Raw genomic sequence first — 23,999 nt, 5'->3', positions numbered from 1 at the left:
ACGCTCTTGGTCTTGAGAACGACCACAAGTTATTGTTTTTGAAAGGAATAAAACCTGAGTATGAGCGCAGGCCTATACAGTCCTGAGGAATTCCGCGACAACTGCGGATTCGGTCTTATCGCGCATATGTCCGGAGATGCGAGTCACCGCCTGTTGCAGGTGGCCATCGAATCCCTGACCTGCATGACCCACCGTGGCGGTATCGCATCGGACGGGCGCACCGGTGACGGTTGTGGATTGCTGATGCAAATGCCCGAAGCGTTCATGCGTGCCCTCGCTAAAGAGCATTTTGATGCCGACAACATTGGCCGCTTGGCCGTCGGGCAGATTTTCCTTAATCAGGATGCCGCCGCGGCTCAAGCGGGTCGTGACGCTCTAGAGACCGCTCTGCGCGACCAAGGGCTGGTAGTTGTGGGCTGGCGCGAAGTGCCCGTCGACACATCGGTATGTGGTGAAATCGCCTTAGCCGGACTACCGCGCATAGAACAGGTTTTTGTGGATGCAAAAGACTTAACGCAGGACCAGCTATCCACGGCGCTGTTTGTTGTGCGTCGAAAAACTGAGATCGCGACCGCCGACGACGCCGAGTTTTATATTTGCAGCCTCTCTTCACGGGTGATTGCTTATAAAGGCCTGGTCATGCCGGTAGATTTACCGCGTTTTTATCATGACCTGTCTGACGAGCGCCTGTGCACCGCGATTTGCGTTTTCCACCAGCGTTTTTCGACAAACACCATGCCTCGCTGGCCCCTGGCACAGCCCTTCAGGCTCCTCGCACACAACGGCGAGATTAACACGATTGATGGCAATCGGAACTGGGCGACTGCTCGCACGGCGTTGTTTGAAAATGACCGCTTGCCGGACATCGCGGATATTGCCCCGCTGGTGAACCGCAGCGGTTCTGACTCTTCGAGTCTGGACAATATGCTGGACGTTCTGCTCACCGGTGGCGTCGATATGCCCAGGGCTCTGCGCATGCTGATTCCGCCCGCCTGGCAGAACATCGAATCCATCGATCCTGATCTCAAAGCGTTCTACGAGTATCACTCCATGCACATGGAGCCCTGGGATGGACCCGCGGGTATCGTGCTCACCGATGGTCGCTATGCCGTGTGCTTGCTGGATCGAAACGGTCTGCGTCCTGCGCGATGGGTGCGCACCACCGACGGCTTTATTACCGTTGCGTCCGAGGTAGGTACTTACAACTACCGGAACGAGGACGTTGTGGCGAAGGGACGTGTGGGGCCCGGCCAGCTATTGGTTATTGACACGCACACGGGAGAGTTTCTACAGACCGACGATATCGACAATCGTCTGAAGTCGGCGCACCCCTACAAGCGCTGGCTCAAAGAGAGTTCCCAGCGCATCGTGGGGAGTTTTCAAGACGAGGGCGCTCAGGGTATCGACCCCGAGAACCTTGACGCGTACATGAAGATGTTTCAGGTCAGCTTTGAAGAGCGGGAACAGGTACTGCGCCCGCTGGCGGAGTCCGGCAACGAGGCTGTGGGTTCCATGGGTGACGATACGCCCATGGCCGTGTTGTCGCTAAAACAGCGCTCACTGTATGACTATTTCCGCCAGAAGTTTGCCCAGGTAACCAATCCGCCTATTGACCCCCTGCGAGAAGCCATCGTGATGTCGCTGGAGACAGCGATTGGCGTAGAGCGAAACCTGTTCCATTTGGGGCCAGAACACGCCGACCGGGTAATTTTGACTTCTCCGGTTTTGTCTCAAGGAAAGTTCAATACGCTGATCAACCTTGATCGTCCGGGTTTTCAGATAGGGGAACTCGATTGCAGCTTCGACCCCAAAGAGACCGATCTTAAAAGTGCTGTCGAAGCACTCAAGCTACAGGCCGAAGCCGCGGTAAACGATGGCAACACGCTTTTGTTGCTGTCAGATCGGCGCATCGAGGATGACAGACTTCCTATTCACAGTCTGCTGGCCACAGGCGCTGTGCATCATCATCTCATTCAGGTGGGCTTACGCTGCAACGCCAACTTGCTGGTGGAGACTGCGAGTGCCCGGGACTCGCATCAGATTGCCTGCTTGCTCGGATTTGGCGCCACCGCGGTGTATCCCTATCTCGCCTACTCAGTGTTGGAAGAGCTCTTGCGTAGCGGTGAGCTGCTGGGTGATCCGGGTGTTTGCTACAAAAACTATCGGCGCGGACTGAACAAAGGCCTGCTCAAGATTATGTCCAAGATGGGCATCTCTGCGGTGAGTTCCTATCGCGGTGCACAGCTCTTTGAAGCGGTGGGTTTGGCGAGAGAAGTTGTCGACCTGGCCTTTTGTGGTGTGGCCAGCCGCATCGAAGGCGCACGATTTGTCGATCTTCAGGAAGACTCCGAAGCTCTGGCGCGATGGGCGAGTAGTCATCGTAAAGGGATTAGCCAGGGCGGCCTCTTAAAGTACGTCCATGGGCAGGAGTATCACGCTTTTAATCCTGATGTCGTTACGACGCTCCAGCAAGCTGTGTCCACCGGCGAGTACTCCCGCTATCAGAGTTACGCCAAGCTGGTTAACGAACGTCCGGTCGCGACGCTCAGAGATTTGTTTACCCCGGTAGCAAGCACCGGCCCCATACCCATTGATGAGGTGGAGCCTGTAGAAGCGATCATGAAGCGCTTTGACTCGGCGGGCATGTCCCTGGGCGCTTTGAGCCCAGAGGCCCACGAAGCCTTGGCGGCCGCGATGAACCGCGTAGGGGCTCGTTCAAACTCAGGCGAAGGCGGTGAAGACCCCGCGCGCTTTGGCACCGAGCGTGTGTCGAAGATCAAGCAGATCGCCTCCGGTCGCTTTGGTGTCACGCCGCATTATCTGGTGAACGCTGAGGTGCTTCAGATCAAGGTTGCTCAGGGCGCTAAGCCCGGAGAAGGTGGGCAGCTACCCGGCGGCAAGGTTAACGAGCTGATTGCCCGATTGCGTTATTCAGTGCCGGGCGTGACCCTAATCTCGCCGCCGCCCCATCATGATATTTACTCCATTGAAGATCTGGCTCAGCTGATCTTCGATCTTAAGCAGGTCAATCCGACGGCCCTAGTCTCTGTAAAACTGGTTTCTGAGCCCGGTGTGGGAACGATTGCAGCTGGCGTTGCCAAGGCTTATGCCGACCTCATCACCATCAGTGGTTATGACGGCGGAACGGCGGCCAGTCCGCTGACGTCAATTCGTCACGCGGGCTCTCCCTGGGAATTGGGCCTTGCAGAAGTTCAGCAAACCCTCCGGGGGAATGGGCTGCGCGGCAATGTTCGCCTGCAGGCGGATGGTGGTATGAAGACCGGCTTAGACGTCATAAAGGCAGCCATACTCGGGGCAGAGAGCTTTGGCTTTGGTACCGCGCCCATGGTTGCACTGGGCTGTAAGTACCTGCGTATTTGCCACTTGAATAATTGCGCTACCGGCGTGGCCACCCAGAACGAGCATCTGCGCGACGATCATTTCAACGGCACGGTAGAAATGGTGGTGCACTTCTTCACCTTTGTTGCTGAGGAAACCCGCGAGTGGTTGGCAAGCCTGGGTATGCGCTCTCTGGAGGAGTTGATTGGCCGCACGGATCTTTTGCACAGACTGCCCGGCGATACGCCTAGACAGCGGTCTCTGGATCTTGCGCCGATTTTGCATAAGTCAGAGGATGCAGAAGGGCAGCCGGAGTTTTGTATGGTTGCCTCGAACGATCCCTTCGATCGCGGTGAGAAAGCTGAGGCCATGCTGACCGAGACTTTGTCTGCGATCGAGGCCGGCAGCGGCGGTGAGTTTGCATTTACCGTGACCAATTGCGATCGGTCTATCGGTGCACGATTGTCGGGGGAGATCGCCCGACATCATGGCAACATGGGCATGGAAGAATCGCCAGTAGTTCTCAGGCTCAGTGGTACGGCAGGTCAGAGCTTCGGCGTTTGGAACGCCGGTGGCCTGCATATGTATCTTGAGGGCGACAGCAATGACTATGTCGGCAAAGGAATGGCTGGCGGCAAGCTGGTTATCTATCCTCCGGCCAACAGTAGATACGCCTCCCAGGAAACCACCATTATTGGCAACACCTGCCTTTATGGTGCAACGGGTGGAGCGCTTTACGCCGCGGGTATTGCTGGCGAGCGCTTTGCGGTGCGTAACTCGGGCGCCCATGCAGTAGTAGAGGGTGCCGGAGACCACTGTTGTGAGTACATGACCGGTGGTTGCGTGACGGTACTGGGTGATACCGGGGTCAACTTTGGTGCCGGTATGACGGGCGGCTTTGCCTACGTACTGGATCAGCAGCGCCAGTTTATCGACCGCTATAACAGCGAGCTGGTCGAGATTCATCGTGTGAGCTCCGAGTATATGGAGGCGTATCGAACGCACCTTATGGATATTCTCACCCAACATGTGGCGGAGACAGACTCTGCCTGGGGTCGAGAGATTCAGGAAAATTTTGAAGACTACGTAGGCAAGTTCTGGCTGGTGAAACCCAAGGCCGCCGATCTTCAGCAACTGCTGAGCCGCCTGCGAGAGACTGACTAGGATACAGACCGGAGCGACCTCTATGAGTGGACGCGTAAGTAACAACTTTCAGTTTATCGATGTCGGCCGTGCCGATCCCGATAAAAAGCATATGCCCGCTCGTAAGACCGAGTATGTCGAGATTTATGACCCCTTTACCAAGACGCAGGTAGAGGATCAGAGTGATCGATGCCTCGAGTGCGGTAATCCCTATTGCGAGTGGAAGTGTCCGGTTCACAACTTTATTCCCAACTGGCTAAAGCTGGTTAGCGACGGCAATCTGTTTGAAGCCGCAGAGCTTAGTCATCAGACCAACACGCTGCCGGAAGTATGCGGTCGCGTATGTCCTCAGGATCGTTTGTGCGAGGGTGCCTGTACCCTTAATGATGGTTTTGGTGCGGTGACCATTGGCTCGGCAGAGAAATACATCACTGACACCGCCCTGGCCATGGGTTGGCGACCTGATCTCTCGAACGTGGTACCCACAGATAAGCGCGTCGCGATTATTGGCGCGGGGCCTGCCGGGCTAGGCTGTGCTGATATATTGGTTCGCGCAGGTGTTAAGCCGGTGATTTTTGATCGCTACCCGGAGATTGGCGGTCTGCTCACTTTTGGTATTCCCGAATTCAAGCTTGAAAAACAGGTGATGATGCGCCGCCGCGAGATCTTCACGGAAATGGGCATGGAGTTTCAGCTGAATACCGAGATTGGCCGCGATATTGGTATGGAAACTCTGCTTGAGGATTACGATGCAGTTTTTCTGGGCATGGGAACCTACACGCCCATGCAGGGAAACTTCCCTGGAGAGGATCTGCCAGGCGTGCATAAGGCCCTCGATTACCTCATTGGTAACGTCAACAATAATCTCGGATTTGAGCAACATCCCGACGCCTACGTTAATCTAAAAGGTAAACGTGTCGTTGTTCTAGGTGGCGGCGATACTGCCATGGATTGCGTTCGTACCGCGGTGCGCCAGCAAGCGGAACACGTGATTTGCGCCTACCGTCGCGATGAGGAAAACATGCCCGGCTCTCGCAAGGAAGTTGCGAACGCGCGTGAAGAAGGTGTGGAGTTTTTGTTTAATCGCCAACCCGTGGAAGTCGTTGAGTATTTTGGCGATGCCTGCGGTGTTAAGACTGTTGAGACGCGACTGGGAGAAGCCGGTCCTGACGGTCGCCGACGTCCCGAAGCGATTCCCGGCAGCGAAGAAGTGCTGGAGGCTGATGCCGTGATCATGGCTTTTGGTTTTCAGCCAAGCCCTGCACCGTGGTTCGACGACGTGGGCGTAGCTGTTAATGACTGGGGCGGCGTGGTCGCACAGGAACATCAGAAGTTTGGCTTTCAGACCAGTAATCCCAAGGTGTTTGCCGGTGGCGACATGGTCCGCGGTTCGGATCTCGTCGTGACCGCAATCTGGGAAGGTCGCCAGGCCGCTGAGGGTATTCTGGATTATCTGGAGGTTTAGTCTCCCAGCCAAGAGTTACTCGAAACCACATTGAGTTTGTAAATCAGGGGTCTCAAAAGACCGATTGAGGAAAAAAATAACGATGAGTGAACTGAAAAACGACCGTTTCTTACGCGCATTAATGCGTCAGCCTGTGGACCGCACACCCCTTTGGATGATGCGCCAAGCCGGTCGTTATCTCCCTGAGTATCGAGCGACCCGAGAACAGGCCGGGTCGTTTTTGGATCTGTGTAAAAACACTGAGCTTGCTTGCGAAGTAACCATGCAACCGCTGCGTCGTTACGCGATGGATGCGGCGATTCTGTTTTCAGACATTCTTACGATTCCAGATGCCTTGGGACTGGGACTCTATTTTGAGACCGGTGAAGGACCACGTTTTAGAAAAACAGTGCGCAGCGCCGAGGATCTTGCGGGACTGAACTCTTTTAAGGCGAGTGATGATCTGGGCTACGTTATGGATGCGGTCAGTGCCATTCGTAAGGAGCTTAATGGTTCGGTTCCTCTCATTGGTTTTTCGGGTTCGCCCTGGACGCTGGCCACCTACATGGTAGAAGGCGGCTCGTCCAAAGACTTCTCCCGGGTGAAGACTATGGCTTACGATCAACCGGAGTTGATGCATGAGCTGCTCACCCTACTGGCAGATGCCGTTGCCGATTACCTCACGGCGCAGGTTGAGGCCGGAGCGCAGGCTTTGCAGATTTTTGATACCTGGGGCGGCAGCCTGAGCGCGGCGGCTTACAAGGAGTTCTCCCTCAAATACATGCAGCGCATTGTGTCGCGCCTGCCTCGTGAAGCTGATGGCCGCCCCGTACCCGTTATCGTGTTTACCAAGGGTGGCGGGCAGTGGCTGCCGACGATTGCTGATTGCGGTGCTCAGGCTGTGGGCATCGACTGGACGACCGATATCGCCACAGCGAAGAAACTTGTGGGTGATCGCGTGGCACTACAGGGCAATATGGATCCCATGATGCTGTTTGCATCACCTGAGCGAATTCGCGAAGAAGTCGCCAGTATCCTCGCTGGCTTTGGACACGGCAGTGGCCACATCTTCAACCTCGGTCACGGCATCACGCCGGGGGTAAATCCCGATCATGTGTCGGCGTTCGTTGATGCAGTGATTGAGTTGTCACCCCAGTATCATCGAGATTGAGAACGAACTGTGGCGAGACGCGCAGGCGATCAATCTCAATCGTCGCAGCAGGGCCAGGCGTGATCCATGTCTAGAGCCGGCTGATCGGTAGCCGGTTTACCCACGACTTTGGCGGGAACGCCGGCGACAGTCGTATGCGGCGCAACGGGTTCCAGCACAACGCTGCCAGCGCCGACTTTGGCCCCTTCACCTACGCAGATGTTTCCAAGGATCTTGGCTCCTGCGCTGATTAAAACGCCGTCGCAGATTTTTGGATGACGATTGCCATCCTCTTTACCGGTGCCGCCCAGGGTCACGGATTGCAGTATCGATACGTTATTACCCACGCGGGCAGTTTCGCCAATGACCAGACCCGTAGCGTGATCGAGCATGATTCCCTTGCCGATACGCGCGGCGGGGTGAATGTCGACCGCAAACTTGGTGCTGACGCGATTCTGGAAGAAAAGCGCGAGGGCTTCCCGGCCATTAGTCCAAAGCCAATGCGATACCCGGTGTGCCTCGAGGGCATGGAAACCTTTCGAGTACAGAAACGGCGTGTAAAGCTCATGCGTCGCGGAGTCTCTCTCGAGAACCGCGAGGAGATCGGCGCGAACTGCGTCCAAGATCTCTGGATCTGCCTCAAAGGCCTCTAGCATGACCTCACGTAAGAGTAACGATGAGGCCGCGGGACTATCCAGCTGGTTCGCCAGCAAGAAGCTTAGGGAACGCTCAATCCGTTTGTGATTAAGTATAGTGGCGTGCAGGTAACTGGCGAGCACAGGCTCATCCTGCGAGTGCTGCCGCGTCTCTTCACAGATTCGCTGCCAGATCGGATCATCGATTCCGGGCATCATAGGCTTGTTCCTCGTTTCATAGCTCTAAGGGTAGCCGATTGCAGTGAAGTCTTCATGCGTGATCTTGGGTAATCTGTGTTCGCGCTGGCGACCCAATGCGGGCGGTAAGTGACCACAAGGCGTGCCCGCTCTGCCGATATTTCTCCTCAAACAGTGTTAGCGGCTCCTCCTCTGATGGCACTGTGGCCACCCGAGATGGGTAACCGAGGAGGCTTAGCGCAACACCGAACTCTTCAACATACAGTTGCCAGTTGCTACGCAGTTCCAATGCACCGCCGAGCGCCAGCAGTAATGGAAAAGCGGGATGACCGTGGACGCGGCGTCCCAGATGTCCGGGCTTTGGCCAGGGATTGGGATACAGAATGGTATGGGCTGAAAGTTGCGTCTCGCGTTCGACAAGATGCCGCCACACCGCCTCGCAATGTGCCTGAAGTAGCACACCGTTCTCCGGCAAAGCTGGCCGCCGGCTCAGCCTGTGAGAGGATTTGTCTACGCCGATGACAAGAGCGTCTGGGTAGCGCTGGCAAAGCAGCGCGGTGCTCTGACCAGTTCCGCAAAAAGAGTCGAGAACCACGGCTCCCCTATGACTCTCTAGCGCACTGTCCAAGTGCTCGAGAGCCGGCAGATCTACCTCTTGAACCGGTTTTTGCCAGGCATGTTGCTGGTGACGACGAATCAGCGCTGGCAGTCCCGAATGGACGCCGCGCTGACTGCTCTGTATCTGCCGGGAAGGTGACTGCATCGCCAAGGGTGATTGGTTGGAATCGGGCTGGAGATGATACGGTTAGCGCTTCGAAAGTCGCAAACTTATTGTCTCTGCATGCGTGATGATCTGAGGCCCTACTGGGTCAAAAAAGCCTACCTGCGTTATCGCCGATGGTACGTCGATTACTTTTTACGTCCCGAGTGCGCGAGCCTGGGCGATTACTCGACTTTTATGAAGCCGCGTTACGTGATTATCTCCGGGCCAAATATTCATATCGGAGAGTGTTTTACCGCCGTCGCAGAGCCGATGCACCGCGTAGAGATAGGCGTCTGGGGTCGTGAGGCCGGAGCGGGATCTATCCGCATTGGCCGAGGCGTGTTGATGAGTCCGGGTTCGCGGCTCAGCGCATCCGACGAAATCACCATTGGGGATGGCGTCATGATGGCCAACGGTACCTACATTACTGATTCGGACTGGCACACAATTTACGATCGTACCCAGCGCAGCGAGCGGGTGACGCCGGTGCACATCGGGGATAACGTCTGGTTAGGAGATCACGCTACGGTGCTTAAGGGCGTCACCATTGGTAAAAACAGTGTGGTGGCTGCACGGTCCGTGGTGACCAAAGATGTGCCTTCTAATGTAATAGTGGCTGGAAACCCTGCGCAGGTCGTCAAAGCGCTCGACGCAGACCGAGAAATGACTACTCGCCTTGATTACTTTTCGGACCCCGAAGGGCAGCTGCGCTTTTTTGATGAGGTGGATCGGATGGTGCTTGGCAAGAATGGATTTTGGGCTTGGCTGTGGAGTGTTGTGTATCCAGCGTCGCGCAGGGCCTAAGTTGCGCCAGTGGTTAAAGCAGTCTCAGTACCGGCTCCTGTAATCGCGAGAACTGCTCCCGTAGTTCCAAAATATGATCCGACCAGTAACGCTCGGTGTTAAACCACGGAAAGGCCTTAGGAAAGGCCGGATCGTCCCAGCGCCGTGCTAGCCAGGCGGCATAACGGATGATGCGCAGAGTCCGCAGCGTTTCTATCCAGTGCAACTCCCTCGGGTCAAACTCAAAAAATTCTTCGTATCCGGCGATGACCTCGCCGAGCTGGATCTCTTGCTCGTGGGGTTCGCCGGATAAAAACATCCACAGATCCTGAATTGCGGGGGCGGTCATACAATCATCGAGGTCCACAAAGTTCGCCGTGTCGTCGCGCCAGAGAATGTTTCCGCCGTGGCAATCGCCATGCACACGGATTCCTCCCGCCGCTTCGATTTGTTCAATCTTCGGAGAGAGTTCCCGTTCAAGGTCATCAAGCAGTGTGATGTACGCAGTCTTCAGCTCTGCCGGTATGAAGTTCTCGGGCAGTAAGTCGCGGCTTTCATCGATTATTGCCTGTCCCTCTAAACGGGGACGATGACTAAAAGGTTTGGTCGCGCCAATGGCATGGATACGGCCCAGTGTCCTACCCAGAACAAGCAGGTTATCGAGATTGTCGAACTCGGGTGCATGTCCGCCGCGTCGAGGGAACAACGTGTACAGTAGCTCGCCCCAACGATGGACGGTCTCTCCATTCTCAGAGATGAGCGGTGCCACGACGGGTATCTCCGCCTCTACTAGTTCTTCGCTAAAACTATGCTCTTCGCGCAGTTGATCCTCGGTCCAACGACCCGGCCGATAGAACTTCACGATGAGCGGTGTGTCGTCTTCGATACCCACCTGATACACGCGATTCTCGTAGCTGTTAAGTGCGAGTAGTCGTGCATCGCTGACAAAGCCAGCAGCCTCTACCGCGTCTATGATTGCGTCGGGAGTGAGGACATCAAAGGGGTGGCTACTCATCGCGTGTCGCCCAGTAAGGCCGTACTTTTGATTTGCGCAAACAGGTGATCACCCGGTTGCAGTTTGAGATCTTCCTGAGAGCGCCGGGTAATACGCGCTAGCAGGCATTGTTCGGATAGTTGCAGTCGCAGGAGGCAGTGCGCGTTTGATAGCTGCCTGATTTCCCTAAGCGTCACGGGCAATATGTTCTGGATGCTTGTGTCGATCGGCCACTCACGGCAGACACTTACATCCCGGGCGGGCACACGCAAGCGTCGAGTGCTGCCACGATGTTCGTCTCCCGCAACCCAGAGCGACTGCCCGTCCACACTAAGCTCTGTGAGTCCAAAGTTTGTGTCCGTATCAACCACTTCCACCGACAACAGACTGGCGGCGGCGTCATCCTCGGCAAGTTGTGTATCCAGTTTGCTGGCCAGTTCCAGCAGCGCCCCTTGTTCAGTGATTTTTCCATCTTCGATGAGCAGGATCTGATCCGCGATGGTACTGACCTCTTCAATCTGATGGCTAACGTAAATGATGGGCAGATCTCTTTCCCGATGAATACGCGCAAGGCACGCCAGACATTGTGCCGCTGCGGCCTTATCCAGATTCGCCAGGGGCTCATCTAGCAGCAGTAGTTGTGGATCGCGCATGAGCGCCCGGGCGATGGCAACGCGTGCCTGTTGCCCAGCGGACAGAGTCTCCGGTAGTCGATCCATTAATGACTCAATGTTCATCCATCTGGCGATTTCGATACTATTGGGGGGTGCCGTGGCATGCTTTGCTGCAAATGCCGTATTCTGAGCGACCGTCATGTGGGGAAACAATCGCGCATCCTGAAACACATAGCCTACGGACCTCTGCCAGGGCGGCGTGTGCTGCTTTTCTTTTTGCCACCTGTCGTTGTCGAAGGTGATAGTGGCTTCTGCGATGTCGGGCCGAAGCCCCGCAATACAGTTGAGGATCGTGGTCTTGCCGCTACCGCTGGGACCAAATAGCGCGGTTACACCCGTCAGCTGAATCTGCGTTTCGATACTGAGATAAAACCCCGACGCATCGCGGTGCTCGATGTTAATTGAGAGATGGCTCATCGACCGATCCGCCAACCGCGATCACGGTATAGCCAAAACAACAGTAGTAGGGAAAATGCGACCAGGCCGATAGCGATTTGATGCGCGCTGCCGTAGTCCATAGCTTCGACGTGATCATAGAGGGCAATAGAGAGTACTTGTGTCTCCCCCGGAATATTGCCGCCAATCATGAGTACGACGCCAAACTCACCCACGGTATGAGCGAAGCCGAGAGCGCCCGCTATGACAAAGCTGCGTTTACACAATGGCAAGGTGATAGCGCGAAACTGCTCTAGGGGACTTGCTCCCAATGTCGCCCCTGCCTGCAGCAGCGTGTCCGGAACGCGACTGAACGCCTGCTGTAACGGCTGGACAACGAAGGGTAGCGAATAAATCACCGAACCCACGACAAGCGCCGAAAAACTAAAGGCCAGTTGTGTTCCCGTCACCGTTTGCCATAGCTGACCCGGCAGGGCACTGGGAGCCAACGCCAAAAGCAGATAAAAGCCGAGTACCGTTGGTGGCAGCACCAATGGCAAGGCCACAAGCGCTTCGATGAGAGCGGCGAAGGAACCCCGCTGACGCGACAGCCAGTACGCCAGCGGAGTACCCAACACAATAAGAATCACCGTGCTCACCGCTGCCAGACGCAGAGTCAGAAATACCGCCTGCCACTCCGGGGTACTTAAGAGCACTGTTTGTACCCAAAGCTTTCGAGTACCGGCGTAGCCTCAGGACTCAAAAGATAGTCAAGAAATGCTCGAGCGGTCTTGAGGTTCTCAGACTCGGCATTGAGTACGGCGAATTGCTCAATCGGTGGATACCAGGAGCGAGGGATTGTTGTTCCCGAGTTCGGACTCAAAGATCGGGCGACGAGCGCTAAATCCGCACCACCGCTTAGATAGAACTGCAGGGCTTGCTGTACATTGTTGCCGCGAACGACGCGACGCTCGGCGGCGCTCGCAAAACCGTCGCGGGCTAAAACGGCTAAGGCCGCTGTGCCGTAGGGCGCCGATCGCGGGTTGGCTATGGCTATGCTTTTACTGGCGTCAGCGAGAGCTGGCCCGATGGCATCTGCTCCCAGAAGAACCAGCGAGCCTTCGGCGTAGCACTGGGCTGGATCGGGACTGGTTCCATCGTCGACGAGTCCCTGAGGTCTTGCGTAATCGGCCGCCAAAAGCACGTCAAAGGGTGCGCCTCGACGCATTTGTGCAGCCAGTACACCCGTCGATGCACTGCTGATCTGCACTGACACCCCGGTGTGGGCGGTGAAGTTCTCGCCCAGACTCTGGGCGGCAACGCGGAAGTTGGCGGCAACGGCTACGTTCAATGACGGCACGTCAGCTGCAAAGGCTTGCCCTGCTGCGAGTAGCGCGCTTAAAACCAATGATGCACGGGGTCTTGATAGTTTGATACGGCTCAAGCGGAGGGCGTCGATAAAGCTAAAAAATTTAAAGAGAATGACGGAGAAGTGTGGCGTAGAAAACATCACCCCATTGTAGGTCAACGCGAAGGCGTGCGGGCAAGACAATAGAGATGAACTTCACTGGCTCCCGCGTCCAACAGGACCCTCGCCATGGCGTTACCCGTTGCACCGGTGGTGCAGACGTCATCAACAATGGCTACCGAACAACCGCTTACGTTGCCTTGTATCGTGAAGGCGCCGCTGAGGTTTTCCAAACGCTCAGAACGAGTGGCACGGGCTTGGGCTTTGGTAGCCTTGTGTCGGCTGAGTTTGGCGATCTTTTTAGGCGTTGGCTCAAGGCTTGATCGCAGCCCACACAGTGCTCTGAGCAAGTCCTCGCTCTGGTTGAATCCACGACGAAGTTGGCGCTGCCAATGGAGCGGCGTTGCAAGCACGATATCGGCATTTTTGATGCAAATATCTACATTTAATAATAATTTAGCAGCCGTTGCCGACAGTCTTTGTTCCCCAATATATTTCCAGCGGTACATAAAGTACGCTAGAGCCGCATCGTACTCATAGGCAGCGGTCACGCTTGCTAAAACGGGTTCAGTCTCCAGACAAGCTGGACAGAGCCGATTACCCATTCCCGGAAGGGCGCACCCGGGACAGGGTTGATCATTGGGTGTAAGCGCGTCCTGGCAAACCTCGCAGATGGCTTGGCTGCAATGGCTCGGCTGGTCGCAGTAGATGCAACGCTGTGGCGCCAAGTAGTCGATCGTGGCTACGCCAAAGGTCGTCACCACGCTGTTAACCTTGTTGATCATAAAAAGTTGACAGTGCGCTTGTATGACCTACCATGGCGGGCTCCCCACGAGAGCTCGCCTATGAACAAGCCCCTGTCAGCAAATGAGACCCAGACACCTATTGCGGACGGTATCGAGTGCGGTCCGGTTGGTGAGCGCGCGGCTGTGGTTGAGCCTGATTCGACACTCCTCCGCCACGACTGGCAGCGCGAAGAAGTGGGAGCACTTTTTGCTTTATCTTTCAATGACTTATTGTTCCGTGCGCAGTCTATGCATCGTGCATATTTTGACCCGAATGAAGTCCAAGTGAGCACTTTGCTTTCGATCAAAACCGGCGCCTGCCCCGAAGACTGCGCTTATTGCCCTCAAAGCACGCGCTTTGATACGGGTTTGTCCGTTGAGGCGTTGATGGAAGTTAATCAGGTGCTTGATCAGGCAAGAGCTGCTCGTCGTTCCGGGGCTACTCGCTTTTGCATGGGTGCCGCGTGGAGATCTCCTAAGGATCGGGATTTACCTGCCCTTACTGCCATGATCGAAGGGGTCAAGGGTCTGGGTTTGGAGACCTGCATGACGCTGGGAATGCTCAGTGATACGCAGGCGCAAACTCTCGCTGAGGCGGGTCTTGATTACTACAACCACAATCTCGATACCTCGCCGGAGTACTACGGCGACATCATCACTACGCGGACTTACGCTGACCGACTCGAAACCCTTGAACATGTGCGCGACGCCGGCATGAAAGTCTGCAGCGGCGGCATTGTAGGTATGGGCGAAGATGCCGGTGATCGCGTGGGACTGTTACAACAACTTGCGAATCTCCCCGAGCACCCTGAGAGTGTACCCATCAACATGCTGGTACGCGTGCCAGGCACGCCCCTGGCGGAAGCCAGCGATCTTGATCCTTTTGAGTTTGTGCGCACCATAGCGGTGGCGCGGATTCTCATGCCCCGGTCCCATGTACGCCTCTCCGCGGGCCGCGAAGACATGAATGACCAGACCCAGGCTTTGGCATTTTTGGCCGGAGCCAACTCGATTTTCTACGGCGAGAAGTTACTTACGACGGCCAATCCCGAGGCCAACACCGATTTGGCGCTGTTTGCGCGATTGGGTATCAATCCAGAAGAGCGGGAGGTGCTGGATGAGCCTTCGTCGGATCCCCGCTTTTACAATGCCATGAACCTCTAGTCGAGCTTTATTGGTCTTTAAACTAGTAGCTCTTGAGGTAAGTAAGTGCTTGCTATTTTTAATTGGGCCGGATTAGTGTGCCGCTCTTGATCAGCATTTGACCGATTCTTTGACCAGCTTCTTGCTGGTCATGTCACAAATTTATCCATGCAAATTCATCAATTTTGACTATAATGCCCCCAGAAGTTAACACTGAACACATAGGCCTAAGGCCTCGCAAATGACGAGTGCACACGCCGACGCTATGGGGAGAGATAGTTATGCCAACTTATAAAGCGCCACTGCGCGACATCGAGTTTGTGATCAACGAGGTGTTGGATACAGAAAATTTGTATGCCGGTCTGAAAGGCTACGAAGAAGCGACACCCGATCTCATGAGCGCCATCATCGAAGAAGGCGCTAAGTTTGCTGAGAACGTACTCTCACCGCTGAACCAAAGCGGCGACGAGGAAGGTTGCGTATGGTCCGAAGAGGGAGTTAAGACTCCAGAAGGTTTTGCCGACGCTTATAAGCAGTATGTGGATAATGGCTGGCCGTCACTGGCTGCAGAACCCGAATTTGGCGGACAGAATATGCCCAGCATGCTGGGCATCGTAATTAGCGAGCTCACCGGAACAGCGAATTGGTCTTGGGGCATGTACCCTGGCTTGTCGCACGGATGCATCAAGACTCTTGAAGCACACGGCTCGCCGGAGCAGAAAGAACAGTATCTGCCCAAGCTGGTAGCGGGCAACTGGACTGGCACTATGTGTCTCACTGAATCCCATTGCGGATCGGATCTGGGTCTTCTTCGCACCAAGGCCGAGCCACAGGCTGATGGCAGCTACGCGATTACTGGTACCAAGATCTTTATCTCCGCCGGTGAGCACGACATGTCAGACAACATCGTGCACATCGTGATTGCTCGTATGCCGGATGCACCCGAAGGCACAAAGGGTATCTCGCTGTTTGTAGTACCTAAATTCAACGTCAACGAAGATGGCAGCCTTGGAGATCGCAACGGCGTGCACTGCGCGTCCATCGAAAAGAAGATGGGTATCAAAGCGTCCGCTACCTGCGTGATGAACTTTGACGGTGCAAAGGGTTATCTGATTGGCGAGCCTAACCGTGGTCTGAACATGATGTTCACCTTCATGAACACCGCGCGTATCGGTACGGCGATCCAGGGCTTGGCTCACGCCGAGCTGTCCTATCAAGGCTCTCTTGAGTACGCCCGCGAGCGTCTGGCCATGCGCAGCCTGACAGGGCCAAAAAATCCCGACGGCCCGGCTGACCCCATTATTGTGCATCCTGATGTGCGTCGTATGCTTCTGACCCAGAAGTCTATTGCCGAGGGAAGCCGCGCGATGCTGTATTACCTGGCGCAGCTTGGCGATATTGTTGAGCGTGGAGACGAAGAGAGCGCCAAGAAAGCCGATGACCTGATGGCGGTGCTTACGCCTATCGCTAAAGCGTTCGTTACTGAGGTCGGTCTCGAGGCCGCAAACCACGGCATCCAAATCTATGGCGGTCACGGCTTTATCCGTGAGTGGGGCATGGAACAAATAGCCCGCGACGCGCGTATTGCCACGCTGTATGAGGGAACCACGGGTATTCAGGCTTTGGACCTTATCGGCCGCAAGGTACTGGGTTCTGGTGGAAAGCTCCTCATGGGTTTCACCGAAATGATGGGCGAGTTTGCCGACGCTAATGGCGACGAGTCCCACGCGGAATTCGTCGCACCGCTTAACCACTACAAGGATGAGTGGTTGACCATGTCTCTCGAGGTGGGCGGCAAGGCTATGGAGAATCCTGACGAGGCGGGTGCTGCTTCCGTGGATTACCTGATGTACTCGGGCTACGTGGTACTGGCCTACTTCTGGGCGCAAATGGCGATCGTCGCGCAGAAGAAGATCGCGGCGGGCGAAGGTGATACCGCGTTCTACGAAGCCAAGCTTATGACGGCGCGTTTTTACTTTCAGCGTATCCTGCCCCGTACTCTGTCGCACAAAGAGTCCCTGCTTTCTGGCGCGGACAATCTCATGGACATGCCTGAGGCGATGTTCGCATTCTGATCACCTTGAAAGCCTCCTAAATACTGTTGTTAGTGTTCAGGGGGTGCAATATCTCTTCACGGGCGCGATAATTCGCGCCCGTTTTCGTTTCCAGGAGGCGAAAAGATGTCTGAAGAACAAGAGCAACCAGAGGTCCCGACTGCAGCAGCAACCGAAGGCCCGGAGCGCCAGCTGTACCCGGAAGATCAAGCCAAGGTCGATGCGTTTCTTAAGCGCGGCGTGAACTCCGTCGAGAGAAAGCCTTTCAAGCCTCTATACCTACTCGTGATGCTGATTGTGGTTGTGGGTGGTTTGAGTCTCTTCAGTCAATGGCTAGCCCATCAAGCAGGCGTTTACTGATCATTTGAGTTTGCTATGATTTTGTTGCCCGCAAAAGCACTGTCGGTGTGTGGCGCAGCCTGGTAGCGCACTTCCTTCGGGAGGAAGGGGTCGGAGGTTCGAATCCTCTCACACCGACCAATTTTAGAGGGTCCGTACCGGAGACACCCTTAACACTTTATACCGGACACATGGTTTACAGTTCCGGTCTTAAATAACCTATCTTGAAGATTGATCTCGTCTCCATCCATGTTTAGGCGCTTTTTGCGGGTGCGCCGCCTTGAGTACTTCCGCCCCGGAGAAACGATGCCTCGCACTCCCATAAATCTAAAAGATAAGTTCTCCCAGTTCTCCGAGCACTGGTCTCCAAGAGTCATCGCTGAACTGAACGATTACCAGTTCAAGATAGCCAAGGTGCAGAATGAGTTCGTTTGGCACTCGCATCCTGATACGGATGAGGTTTTCATAGTGATTGAGGGGGTGCTGGATATAGAGTTCCGAGATGGAGAGGTAACACTCGCAACTGGAGAAATGTACGTTGTCCTTAAAGGTGTTGAGCACAAGCCTCGGGCTTCATCAGAGTGCAAGATCATGCTGGTGGAACCAAAGGGCGTGGTGAATACTGGTGAAGCCGGTGGCGATTTAACAGCAGAGAATGACGTTTGGATCTAGCGGCCGACAAAGCTATCGGATCGTTGGAGCGCACGTAGTCGATTACTAACAATAAACAAATGCGACTTATTGAGTCGTTTACCTGACACTTTGGAGTACTCATGGAAGCAAGCACTCAATTAATTCAGCCGGTGGTGGCCCTGGTGATTTGGTCTGCCGTGATGTGGGTATGGATGTACGCCACGCGAATACCCGCGATTTTCGCTATGAAATTGGAAATGGACTCCGACGCACCCTCTGGCGTGCAAATGTCGCTGTTACCTCCCAAGGTGCGGTGGAAGGCTGATAACTACAACCACTTGATGGAGCAGCCAACGGTCTTCTATGCGCTTGTGCTGTCCTTGGTTCTTCTCGGTGCGAACTCCGAGCTAAGTATCTACGCTGCTTGGACATATGTTGGGTTGCGAGTCGTGCACAGTCTCTTGCAGGCGTTGGTTAACAAAATTGAGCTTCGCTTCGCCATCTTTTTTCTATCTAACATTCCTTTGGGTGTTTTGACGTTTAATGCGGCAGTTGCAGCCTTCAACTAATAGCTAGTAACACCCAAGGCACGTGAGTGCTGTTCGAACTACACTTTGAAAGTAACTCAGCGTGCCAAGCACCAGGGAGAGCAATACGTTAAGAGGCAGCCCGTAAAAGCGGAGTTACCGGGGATAGAGAAGCTTCTTACAGAGTCCGGGCTACCCACAGGCGACCTGATAGAGCAGGATTTATCGCTGTTTCGAGTTGTGGGAACACCGCAAACCATGGATGCTGTCGGTGGACTGGAGCGCTGTGGAGACACGGCGCTCATACGTTCCATAGCAACTTCCCCCGCTTTGCGAGGACGGGGAATTGCTGGTGAGATGGTCAAAGAGCTCGAGAAGCTCGCGGTGAGTCAGGGTCTTAAAAGCTTGTATCTCCTGACGGAGTCCGCAGGGGCCTACTTTGAATCCAAAGGCTATTCAGAGACCTCTCGGCCCGATGTTCCTCCTGCGATCAGGGCAAGCCGCCAGTTTTCATCCCTCTGCCCGGATAGTGCGACCGTTATGTCCAAGCGACTGGTCATGTGATGGCCGTTTTCAGGCGCTAATATCCAACTCACAGACGGTGGCCGTGCAGTGAAAGATGATCCTGTATGCTCTTTTCGGCCCGGTGCCGTGCGACCGAACTTCAACAAACTATAAGGACTAGATAATGCTTGGATACGTAACCTTGGGATCAAATCAGTTTGATCACGCTGCGGCATTCTACGATGAACTTTTTGAGGTCTGTGGCGCCAAGCGCTTGATGGAGCTAGAGGGGTTTATCCTCTGGGGTACGTCCATGGAAGCGGGCGCCATCGCTCTGACCAAACCCTTTAATCAGGAGCCTGCTTCTGTTGGGAATGGCGGCATGGCAGCGATTCAAGCTGAGTCCAAAGAAGTTGTCGCAGAACTTCACAGCAAGGCTCTTGCACTTGGCGGGCAATGTGAAGGGGAGCCCGGTCAGCGGGGCGATGGTTTTTATGCGAGCTACTTCCGCGATTTGGATGGCAACAAACTAGCAGCATTCTTCGTGGGCTGAAGATTGCCACCACAAATACTGTTCTACCTTGGGCGATGAGCTTGCATTGACCGCCTTTTCTCCTGTCGCCCAAGGCTTCTCTCTGGGCCTGGGTCTGATTGTAGCGATCGGCGCTCAAAACGCATTTGTGCTGCGTCAGGGTTTGCGACGGGAGCACGTGGGTAGCGTCGTTCTACTTTGTGCGATCGCCGATGCGTTATTGATCACGGCGGGTGTCTTTGGTCTGGCAAAGGCTTTGGGTGAGTTCGTCTGGCTAGCTAAGGGTATGGCCTTGGCGGGAGCCATCTTTCTGGCAATTTATGGTTGGCGTGCGATCTCTCGGGCGAGAGCTCCTGGGGAGCTGATTGTTGATCAAACGGGTAGCTCACTCAGTCGGGGAGCGGCGCTGTCACAGGCGGCAGCGTTCACCTTGCTGAATCCCCACGTCTATCTCGACACCATGTTGCTGGTTGGCACCGCAGGGGCGCAGCAACCACCAGCGCTGCAGCCATGGTTTGCTTTCGGTGCCTGTGCGGCAAGCTTTATCTGGTTTGGCGCTTTAGGGTTTGGCGCGCGCTTGCTTGCCCCAATCTTTGCAAGACCGGCGGCCTGGCAGGTGCTCGATGCCATGATTGGCATAATCATGTGGGTGCTTGCTGTTCTTTTGCTCCGCCATGCTTTGGCAGTGGCGTGACGACATTTCGTTTACCCAAGGGGGCAGGGCTGGTGGCGGGATAACGGTCTTGGTACTGCGCCCAAACAGGGGGCGCAGTTTTGCTGGCGGGCGTTTATACTCTTCGCCCCTTATCGTTCGTAGCTAAAAAGGACACTGGTCGATGACTACAGGAAAGCAGCTATACAGCACCCTCGCGGATGGCAAACTCACTGTCGAAGTTGTAGAAAAAGAGTTCGCCGCCCCCCAGGGCAACTCAGTGCTTGTTCAAATGGAAGCGGCACCGATCAACCCCTCAGACCTTGCGATCCTCACCAGTGCGGCTGATCTCGATAACGCTGAATATACGCCGGGTAAATTTGTTGCCGACATGCCCGAGCCGTTTTACAGCGCTCAAAAAGCACGCCACGGCCAGCGACTCCCAGTAGGTAACGAAGGCGCGGGTACCGTTATCGCAGCCGGTGATACCGAAGCGGCTCAGGCGCTTATGGGCCAGCGAGTGGCCTGCGTACCCGGCAATGCCTATTCGCAGTACTGCTATGCCGACGCCGGTATGTGTCTGCCTCTGGGTGACATCACCTCAGAGCAAGGCGCCTCTGCTTTTGTAAATCCCATGACTGCCCTTGGCTTTGTCGAGACTGCAAAAATGGAAGGTCAAAGCGCAATTCTCCACACTGCCGCAGCGTCTAACCTCGGTCAGATGCTTGTGAAGATCTGTCAGGAAGATGACATCCCACTGGTAAACATCGTCCGTAAAGCAGAGCACGTGGCACTGCTGAAGGGCCTTGGCGCAACGTACGTCGTGAACTCATCGGACGATGATTACTTCAAGCAGCTAAAAGGTGCGATCGAAACGACGGGTGCTTACTACGGCTTTGACCCCATCGGCGGTGGCAACATGGTCGATACCTGTTTCAAAGCGATGGAGCAGGTCGCGGTGAGCAAGATGACCGAGTTCTCACGCTACGGTTCAGAGCAGGCCAAGAAAATGTACATCTATGGTCGTCTGGACTTTACTCCGACTATGCTAACGCCCGCTTACGGTTTTGGCTGGACGCTGTCGGGCTGGTTGCTAACACCGTTCTTGGCAAACGCCGGTTTGGAGACTATGGGTCGTATGCGTCAGCGCGTGCTAGCGGGCCTGACAACTACTTTTGCCAGCTCTTACAAGAGCCGGGTGAATTTGGAAGAGATGCTCACTAAAGAAGCGGCCACCGATTACCGCACCATGAAGACCGGTGAAAAGTACCTGGTTACACCTCACGCCTGAACCTCAGGCACTGATCCCTGGTGAGTTCGTCTTAGGGCGAACTCTGCCGCGGTCAACTTGGGCCAACGATCGCTTAGGGCATGAATGAGCTTGAGCGTACGAAAGCCATCAAGCCACTGGTGAAACTGAAGAATGAATGCGTCTTTGCTGGCGCATTGTTTCTCTGCATGAGCCAGAAACTTCTCCAATCCCAATCCTTTGATAGCGTCGAGAAGTTCGGTGTGCCCGCGTAGACCCGCACTAAACTCCGAGATTTTACTGTTGGGCGCGCCCTGCTCTTGTACGTAGCTAAGCAGCGCAGCGAGACCGTCGAAGCATCGGGGGTCGTAAAAAAATGGAAGGGACTCCAGAGAGTCTGCGTCCAGCAACTGCTTCATTGCGGGCCCGGTTCCGAAGGGCGCCCGGCTGGATAGTCTTGCAGAGAGCAAAATGGGCGCACACCTCGGCGCTTGCACATCACCCTGTTTGGCGATCTTATTGAGGAGGTAGAAATCTTCACCCGCTGCGCGGCGTGGATATCCTCTCACTGCAGCATAAGCATCCGCTTTGACCGCGATGCAGCTGCCAATGGTGTGAAAGGCATAGGGTGACCTCGCGCGCGCAAGCCCATCGACATACGCGTGCAAGTAATCTTGGTAGAGCTCTATCGCGATTTTTTCGCGGGGGTTGGCGGGTGGGGCATGTTCAAAGGGGTAGGTTAAGGCCGCGGCTGAATCGCAATTTTCACTGGCGGTAAAATAATCCGGTGGCAGCGTCGCGTCCGCATCGCTGCAGTGAATCCAGGAGTTATCGACAACTCCGTTTGTGATCAACGCTAAGGCAAGGTCGCAGCCCATCTTACGGGCTAAACCTACGGCCTCCTTATGGGGCAGTGGATCGGGGCGTTCGATGAGGAGTATGTGGTTACTGCTGCCACTATCGGCGCGCCTTAGCGTGCTGTGTGCGCTCGGATAACAGAATTCCTCTGTGAGGCCGTGAACGTGGCTGCGAAGTTCGTCATTACATTGCGAGTCGCTGTCGTTGTCAGGGCGGTTCAGTACGAGGATTAGCAGCGTATCTGTGTATCGCTTGAGGTTTTCCAGGAGCGCGGGCGATTCATTGTAGGCGGGGATGACCAACACGCGATGCCAGCGGCCTAATCGCAGGCAGTCGTCCTTAAGCTGAAGGGGCTTTCTGAACTCGCGCGCCTCCGCGACGGCATAACGCTGCAGGTATTGCTCAAAACCTTTCAATGCAGTGCGGCGCGCAGAGGTAGCGAGCGCACTATGGCAGCCTCGTCCTCCAGTAACTCCTGCCAGCGCTGAGCGACAACGTCCTTTGCAAAGTAGAGCTCAGCCAGTTCGCGAAACAGCTCAAAATGCCGTTCTTCTGACCGCGCTATCGCTCTATAAAACTTGTGCAGAGGACCGGGCTCTAAAGCATCTGCGATGAGCGCAAATCGCTCGGCTCCCCGGGCCTCAATAATGCCTGCCGTGAGTAAACGGTCGAGAAGGTAGGCCTCCTTGCCGTCGCGAATCGACTTACGAAACCGACCGACATAGGCATCTTTCTCGTCAGCACCGGTGCGTCCACCCCGTTGATGTATCCACTTCACGACTTCGCGGTAGTGGGATAGCTCTTCGATAGCGAGATCCGCCATTGCCTCAACCAGCTCAACGCGGTCGGGGTAATGGGACAGCATAGAGATGGCCATTCCCGAGGCTTTTTTCTCGGCAGCGGCGTGGTCTAGTAAAAAGCGATCAAAATCCCCGAGGACAAGCTCAACCCATTCGGCGGGCGTTGCACACAATAGGGGGCTGCCAGGCGGGCACTCGGGTTGCTGTGCTTGTGATGATGCCACTAACTGCTGGCTGCGATGGCGTAGTCGCCCGCTTGAAAATCCCGGCGTAGGGCTTCTTCCAGTCTCTCAAGCATTGGCTCGCGAATCCGAGCCTTGGTTGCTTTGTGAGCTTCCATGTTCAGTGCACTCAGGCCGGTTGCCAGCTCCACCGCGCGATCCAGTAACTGTTCGCCCTCCACCGCCTCGTCAAGATATCCGGCACTTACTGCGCCCTCTGCATCATAAATATGAGCCAGGCCTACGGCATCATTTATCTGACCGTTGGCAATGCGAGCTCGTGCCAGTTCGATACCAAACCAGGGCAGGGTCATGCCAATAGCGACTTCGTTGAGGCCGAGCTTAAAATTACCTTTTATGCCAATGCGATAGTCGGCGGATAGACATAGGAGTGCGCCCATTGCCAGAGCATGGCCGCTCACCGCAAGGACTATGGGGGTGCTGAAAGTCAGAAACCGCTTAGACAGGTCTGCACCGCAGCGCAGCAGTTTAATCATCGGCTCGCCGCCAGCTGCCATAACTGACAGGTCAAAACCCGCGGAGAATTTACCCGGTCGACCGGCGATGATGACTACTTTGCCAGCTGCTTCGGCGGTGTCCAGACCGGCGTTGATGGCATCGAACATCGCAAATGACAATGCATTTGCTTTGCCATCATCCATGGTGAGCAGCGTATAGGCATCGCTCTCTTGAACAGTGACGAGTTCTGTCATTGTGTATGTCCCTCTAAAAGTAT

Annotated in this window: 23 protein-coding genes, 1 tRNA gene and 1 pseudogene; 14 read left to right on the top strand and 11 right to left on the bottom strand. The window is 55.2% G+C overall.

Annotated elements, in window-relative coordinates:
* Positions 1–60 precede the first annotated feature (60 nt).
* From gltB to hemE, 3 genes are all read left to right on the top strand, one after another.
* Positions 61–4,503, top strand: a complete 4,443-nt coding sequence (gene gltB / locus ACTG39_RS04025; protein WP_439106244.1) for a glutamate synthase large subunit — start codon at positions 61–63, stop codon at positions 4,501–4,503.
* A 22-nt stretch (positions 4,504–4,525) separates the two neighbouring features.
* Positions 4,526–5,947 carry an FAD-dependent oxidoreductase gene (locus ACTG39_RS04020; protein WP_439106243.1) on the top strand — a complete coding sequence of 474 codons (1,422 nt, stop codon included), beginning with the start codon at positions 4,526–4,528 and terminating at the stop codon, positions 5,945–5,947.
* A gap of 82 nt (positions 5,948–6,029) precedes the next feature.
* Positions 6,030–7,097, top strand: a complete 1,068-nt coding sequence (gene hemE / locus ACTG39_RS04015) for a uroporphyrinogen decarboxylase (RefSeq protein WP_439106242.1) — start codon at positions 6,030–6,032, stop codon at positions 7,095–7,097.
* Positions 7,098–7,132: 35 nt separating this feature from the next.
* Here the strand turns inward: hemE and cysE are convergent, their stop codons facing one another.
* Both cysE and ACTG39_RS04005 read right to left on the bottom strand, forming a co-directional pair.
* Entirely contained in the window at positions 7,133–7,927 is a 795-nt protein-coding gene (gene cysE / locus ACTG39_RS04010; RefSeq protein WP_439106332.1) for a serine O-acetyltransferase, read from the bottom strand.
* Positions 7,928–7,982: 55 nt separating this feature from the next.
* A complete protein-coding gene (locus tag ACTG39_RS04005; RefSeq protein WP_439106241.1) occupies positions 7,983–8,672 on the bottom strand; it encodes an SAM-dependent methyltransferase in 690 nt (229 codons plus the stop codon).
* A gap of 78 nt (positions 8,673–8,750) precedes the next feature.
* Between ACTG39_RS04005 and ACTG39_RS04000 the strand changes: the two genes are divergently transcribed.
* A complete protein-coding gene (locus ACTG39_RS04000; protein WP_439106240.1) occupies positions 8,751–9,476 on the top strand; it encodes an acyltransferase in 726 nt (241 codons plus the stop codon).
* A 13-nt stretch (positions 9,477–9,489) separates the two neighbouring features.
* On the opposite strand, the gene ACTG39_RS03995 is transcribed toward ACTG39_RS04000, so the two are convergent.
* From ACTG39_RS03995 to ACTG39_RS03970, 6 genes and pseudogenes are all read right to left on the bottom strand, one after another.
* A complete protein-coding gene (locus ACTG39_RS03995; protein WP_439106239.1) occupies positions 9,490–10,470 on the bottom strand; it encodes a serine/threonine protein kinase in 981 nt (326 codons plus the stop codon).
* Complete coding sequence (gene modC / locus ACTG39_RS03990; protein ID WP_439106238.1) at positions 10,467–11,540, bottom strand: molybdenum ABC transporter ATP-binding protein; 1,074 nt, start codon at positions 11,538–11,540, stop codon at positions 10,467–10,469. Before modC ends, ACTG39_RS03995 begins: the two co-directional genes overlap by 4 nt.
* Complete coding sequence (modB, locus tag ACTG39_RS03985; RefSeq protein WP_439106237.1) at positions 11,537–12,214, bottom strand: molybdate ABC transporter permease subunit; 678 nt, start codon at positions 12,212–12,214, stop codon at positions 11,537–11,539. Before modB ends, modC begins: the two co-directional genes overlap by 4 nt.
* Positions 12,205–12,942 carry a molybdate ABC transporter substrate-binding protein gene (gene modA, locus ACTG39_RS03980; RefSeq protein ID WP_439106236.1) on the bottom strand — a complete coding sequence of 246 codons (738 nt, stop codon included), beginning with the start codon at positions 12,940–12,942 and terminating at the stop codon, positions 12,205–12,207. The genes modB and modA overlap by 10 nt, the downstream gene beginning before the upstream one ends.
* A gap of 80 nt (positions 12,943–13,022) precedes the next feature.
* Positions 13,023–13,517 carry a ComF family protein gene (locus ACTG39_RS03975; RefSeq protein WP_439106331.1) on the bottom strand — a complete coding sequence of 165 codons (495 nt, stop codon included), beginning with the start codon at positions 13,515–13,517 and terminating at the stop codon, positions 13,023–13,025.
* 36 nt (positions 13,518–13,553) lie between these two features.
* Positions 13,554–13,751 (bottom strand): annotated as a pseudogene (locus ACTG39_RS03970) (double zinc ribbon domain-containing protein); the annotation flags it as partial.
* 60 nt (positions 13,752–13,811) lie between these two features.
* Between ACTG39_RS03970 and bioB the strand changes: the two are divergent.
* The 10 genes from bioB to ACTG39_RS03920 all read left to right on the top strand — a co-directional run bounded on the left by bioB (position 13,812) and on the right by ACTG39_RS03920 (position 21,426).
* Positions 13,812–14,915: a biotin synthase BioB gene (gene bioB, locus ACTG39_RS03965; RefSeq protein ID WP_439106235.1), complete on the top strand. Its 1,104-nt coding sequence runs from the start codon at positions 13,812–13,814 to the stop codon at positions 14,913–14,915.
* Positions 14,916–15,175: 260 nt separating this feature from the next.
* Entirely contained in the window at positions 15,176–16,969 is a 1,794-nt protein-coding gene (locus tag ACTG39_RS03960) for an acyl-CoA dehydrogenase C-terminal domain-containing protein (protein ID WP_439106234.1), read from the top strand.
* 105 nt (positions 16,970–17,074) lie between these two features.
* On the top strand, positions 17,075–17,308 hold the full coding sequence (locus ACTG39_RS03955) for a DUF3094 family protein (RefSeq protein ID WP_439106233.1): 234 nt from the start codon (positions 17,075–17,077) through the stop codon (positions 17,306–17,308).
* Positions 17,309–17,351: 43 nt separating this feature from the next.
* Positions 17,352–17,428: transfer RNA gene (locus tag ACTG39_RS03950), tRNA-Pro, on the top strand.
* A 165-nt stretch (positions 17,429–17,593) separates the two neighbouring features.
* Positions 17,594–17,959 (top strand): cupin domain-containing protein, encoded by a 366-nt coding sequence (locus ACTG39_RS03945; RefSeq protein WP_439106232.1) that lies wholly within the window; start codon positions 17,594–17,596, stop codon positions 17,957–17,959.
* Between the two features lie 101 nt (positions 17,960–18,060).
* Positions 18,061–18,489: an MAPEG family protein gene (locus tag ACTG39_RS03940; RefSeq protein WP_439106231.1), complete on the top strand. Its 429-nt coding sequence runs from the start codon at positions 18,061–18,063 to the stop codon at positions 18,487–18,489.
* 45 nt (positions 18,490–18,534) lie between these two features.
* A complete protein-coding gene (gene arsN2 / locus ACTG39_RS03935) occupies positions 18,535–19,011 on the top strand; it encodes an arsenic resistance N-acetyltransferase ArsN2 (RefSeq protein ID WP_439106230.1) in 477 nt (158 codons plus the stop codon).
* 124 nt (positions 19,012–19,135) lie between these two features.
* On the top strand, positions 19,136–19,504 hold the full coding sequence (locus ACTG39_RS03930; protein WP_439106229.1) for a VOC family protein: 369 nt from the start codon (positions 19,136–19,138) through the stop codon (positions 19,502–19,504).
* 46 nt (positions 19,505–19,550) lie between these two features.
* On the top strand, positions 19,551–20,177 hold the full coding sequence (locus tag ACTG39_RS03925; RefSeq protein WP_439106228.1) for a LysE/ArgO family amino acid transporter: 627 nt from the start codon (positions 19,551–19,553) through the stop codon (positions 20,175–20,177).
* A gap of 142 nt (positions 20,178–20,319) precedes the next feature.
* Complete coding sequence (locus ACTG39_RS03920) at positions 20,320–21,426, top strand: zinc-binding dehydrogenase (protein WP_439106227.1); 1,107 nt, start codon at positions 20,320–20,322, stop codon at positions 21,424–21,426.
* Here ACTG39_RS03920 and ACTG39_RS03915 read toward each other — a convergent pair.
* The 3 genes from ACTG39_RS03915 to ACTG39_RS03905 are packed head-to-tail and all read right to left on the bottom strand — an operon-like array spanning position 21,417 to position 23,976.
* Entirely contained in the window at positions 21,417–22,658 is a 1,242-nt protein-coding gene (locus tag ACTG39_RS03915; protein ID WP_439106226.1) for a hypothetical protein, read from the bottom strand. The genes ACTG39_RS03920 and ACTG39_RS03915 overlap by 10 nt on opposite strands.
* A complete protein-coding gene (locus tag ACTG39_RS03910) occupies positions 22,655–23,266 on the bottom strand; it encodes a tRNA-(ms[2]io[6]A)-hydroxylase (RefSeq protein ID WP_439106225.1) in 612 nt (203 codons plus the stop codon). Before ACTG39_RS03910 ends, ACTG39_RS03915 begins: the two co-directional genes overlap by 4 nt.
* Entirely contained in the window at positions 23,266–23,976 is a 711-nt protein-coding gene (locus ACTG39_RS03905) for a crotonase/enoyl-CoA hydratase family protein (protein ID WP_439106224.1), read from the bottom strand. The genes ACTG39_RS03910 and ACTG39_RS03905 overlap by 1 nt, the downstream gene beginning before the upstream one ends.
* Positions 23,977–23,999: the final 23 nt, after the last annotated feature.

This window comes from Congregibacter sp. (assembly GCF_965662665.1).
Lineage (GTDB): Bacteria > Pseudomonadota > Gammaproteobacteria > Pseudomonadales > Halieaceae > Congregibacter.
Note: the sequence above shows the minus strand (reverse complement) of the source record. Positions and strands in the feature narration are given on the sequence as shown.

Excerpts from the sequence above, each read along its gene's own strand:
- gltB (WP_439106244.1), top strand. The coding sequence starts at position 61 with ATGAGCGCAGGCCTATACAGTCCTGAGGAATTCCGCGACAACTGCGGA.
- ACTG39_RS04020 (WP_439106243.1), top strand. The coding sequence starts at position 4,526 with ATGAGTGGACGCGTAAGTAACAACTTTCAGTTTATCGATGTCGGCCGT.
- hemE (WP_439106242.1), top strand. The coding sequence starts at position 6,030 with ATGAGTGAACTGAAAAACGACCGTTTCTTACGCGCATTAATGCGTCAG.
- cysE (WP_439106332.1), bottom strand. The coding sequence starts at position 7,927 with ATGCCCGGAATCGATGATCCGATCTGGCAGCGAATCTGTGAAGAGACG.
- ACTG39_RS04005 (WP_439106241.1), bottom strand. The coding sequence starts at position 8,672 with ATGCAGTCACCTTCCCGGCAGATACAGAGCAGTCAGCGCGGCGTCCAT.
- ACTG39_RS04000 (WP_439106240.1), top strand. The coding sequence starts at position 8,751 with ATGCGTGATGATCTGAGGCCCTACTGGGTCAAAAAAGCCTACCTGCGT.
- ACTG39_RS03995 (WP_439106239.1), bottom strand. The coding sequence starts at position 10,470 with ATGAGTAGCCACCCCTTTGATGTCCTCACTCCCGACGCAATCATAGAC.
- modC (WP_439106238.1), bottom strand. The coding sequence starts at position 11,540 with ATGAGCCATCTCTCAATTAACATCGAGCACCGCGATGCGTCGGGGTTT.
- bioB (WP_439106235.1), top strand. The coding sequence starts at position 13,812 with ATGAACAAGCCCCTGTCAGCAAATGAGACCCAGACACCTATTGCGGAC.
- ACTG39_RS03960 (WP_439106234.1), top strand. The coding sequence starts at position 15,176 with ATGCCAACTTATAAAGCGCCACTGCGCGACATCGAGTTTGTGATCAAC.
- ACTG39_RS03955 (WP_439106233.1), top strand. The coding sequence starts at position 17,075 with ATGTCTGAAGAACAAGAGCAACCAGAGGTCCCGACTGCAGCAGCAACC.
- ACTG39_RS03945 (WP_439106232.1), top strand. The coding sequence starts at position 17,594 with ATGCCTCGCACTCCCATAAATCTAAAAGATAAGTTCTCCCAGTTCTCC.
- ACTG39_RS03940 (WP_439106231.1), top strand. The coding sequence starts at position 18,061 with ATGGAAGCAAGCACTCAATTAATTCAGCCGGTGGTGGCCCTGGTGATT.
- ACTG39_RS03930 (WP_439106229.1), top strand. The coding sequence starts at position 19,136 with ATGCTTGGATACGTAACCTTGGGATCAAATCAGTTTGATCACGCTGCG.
- ACTG39_RS03920 (WP_439106227.1), top strand. The coding sequence starts at position 20,320 with ATGACTACAGGAAAGCAGCTATACAGCACCCTCGCGGATGGCAAACTC.
- ACTG39_RS03905 (WP_439106224.1), bottom strand. The coding sequence starts at position 23,976 with ATGACAGAACTCGTCACTGTTCAAGAGAGCGATGCCTATACGCTGCTC.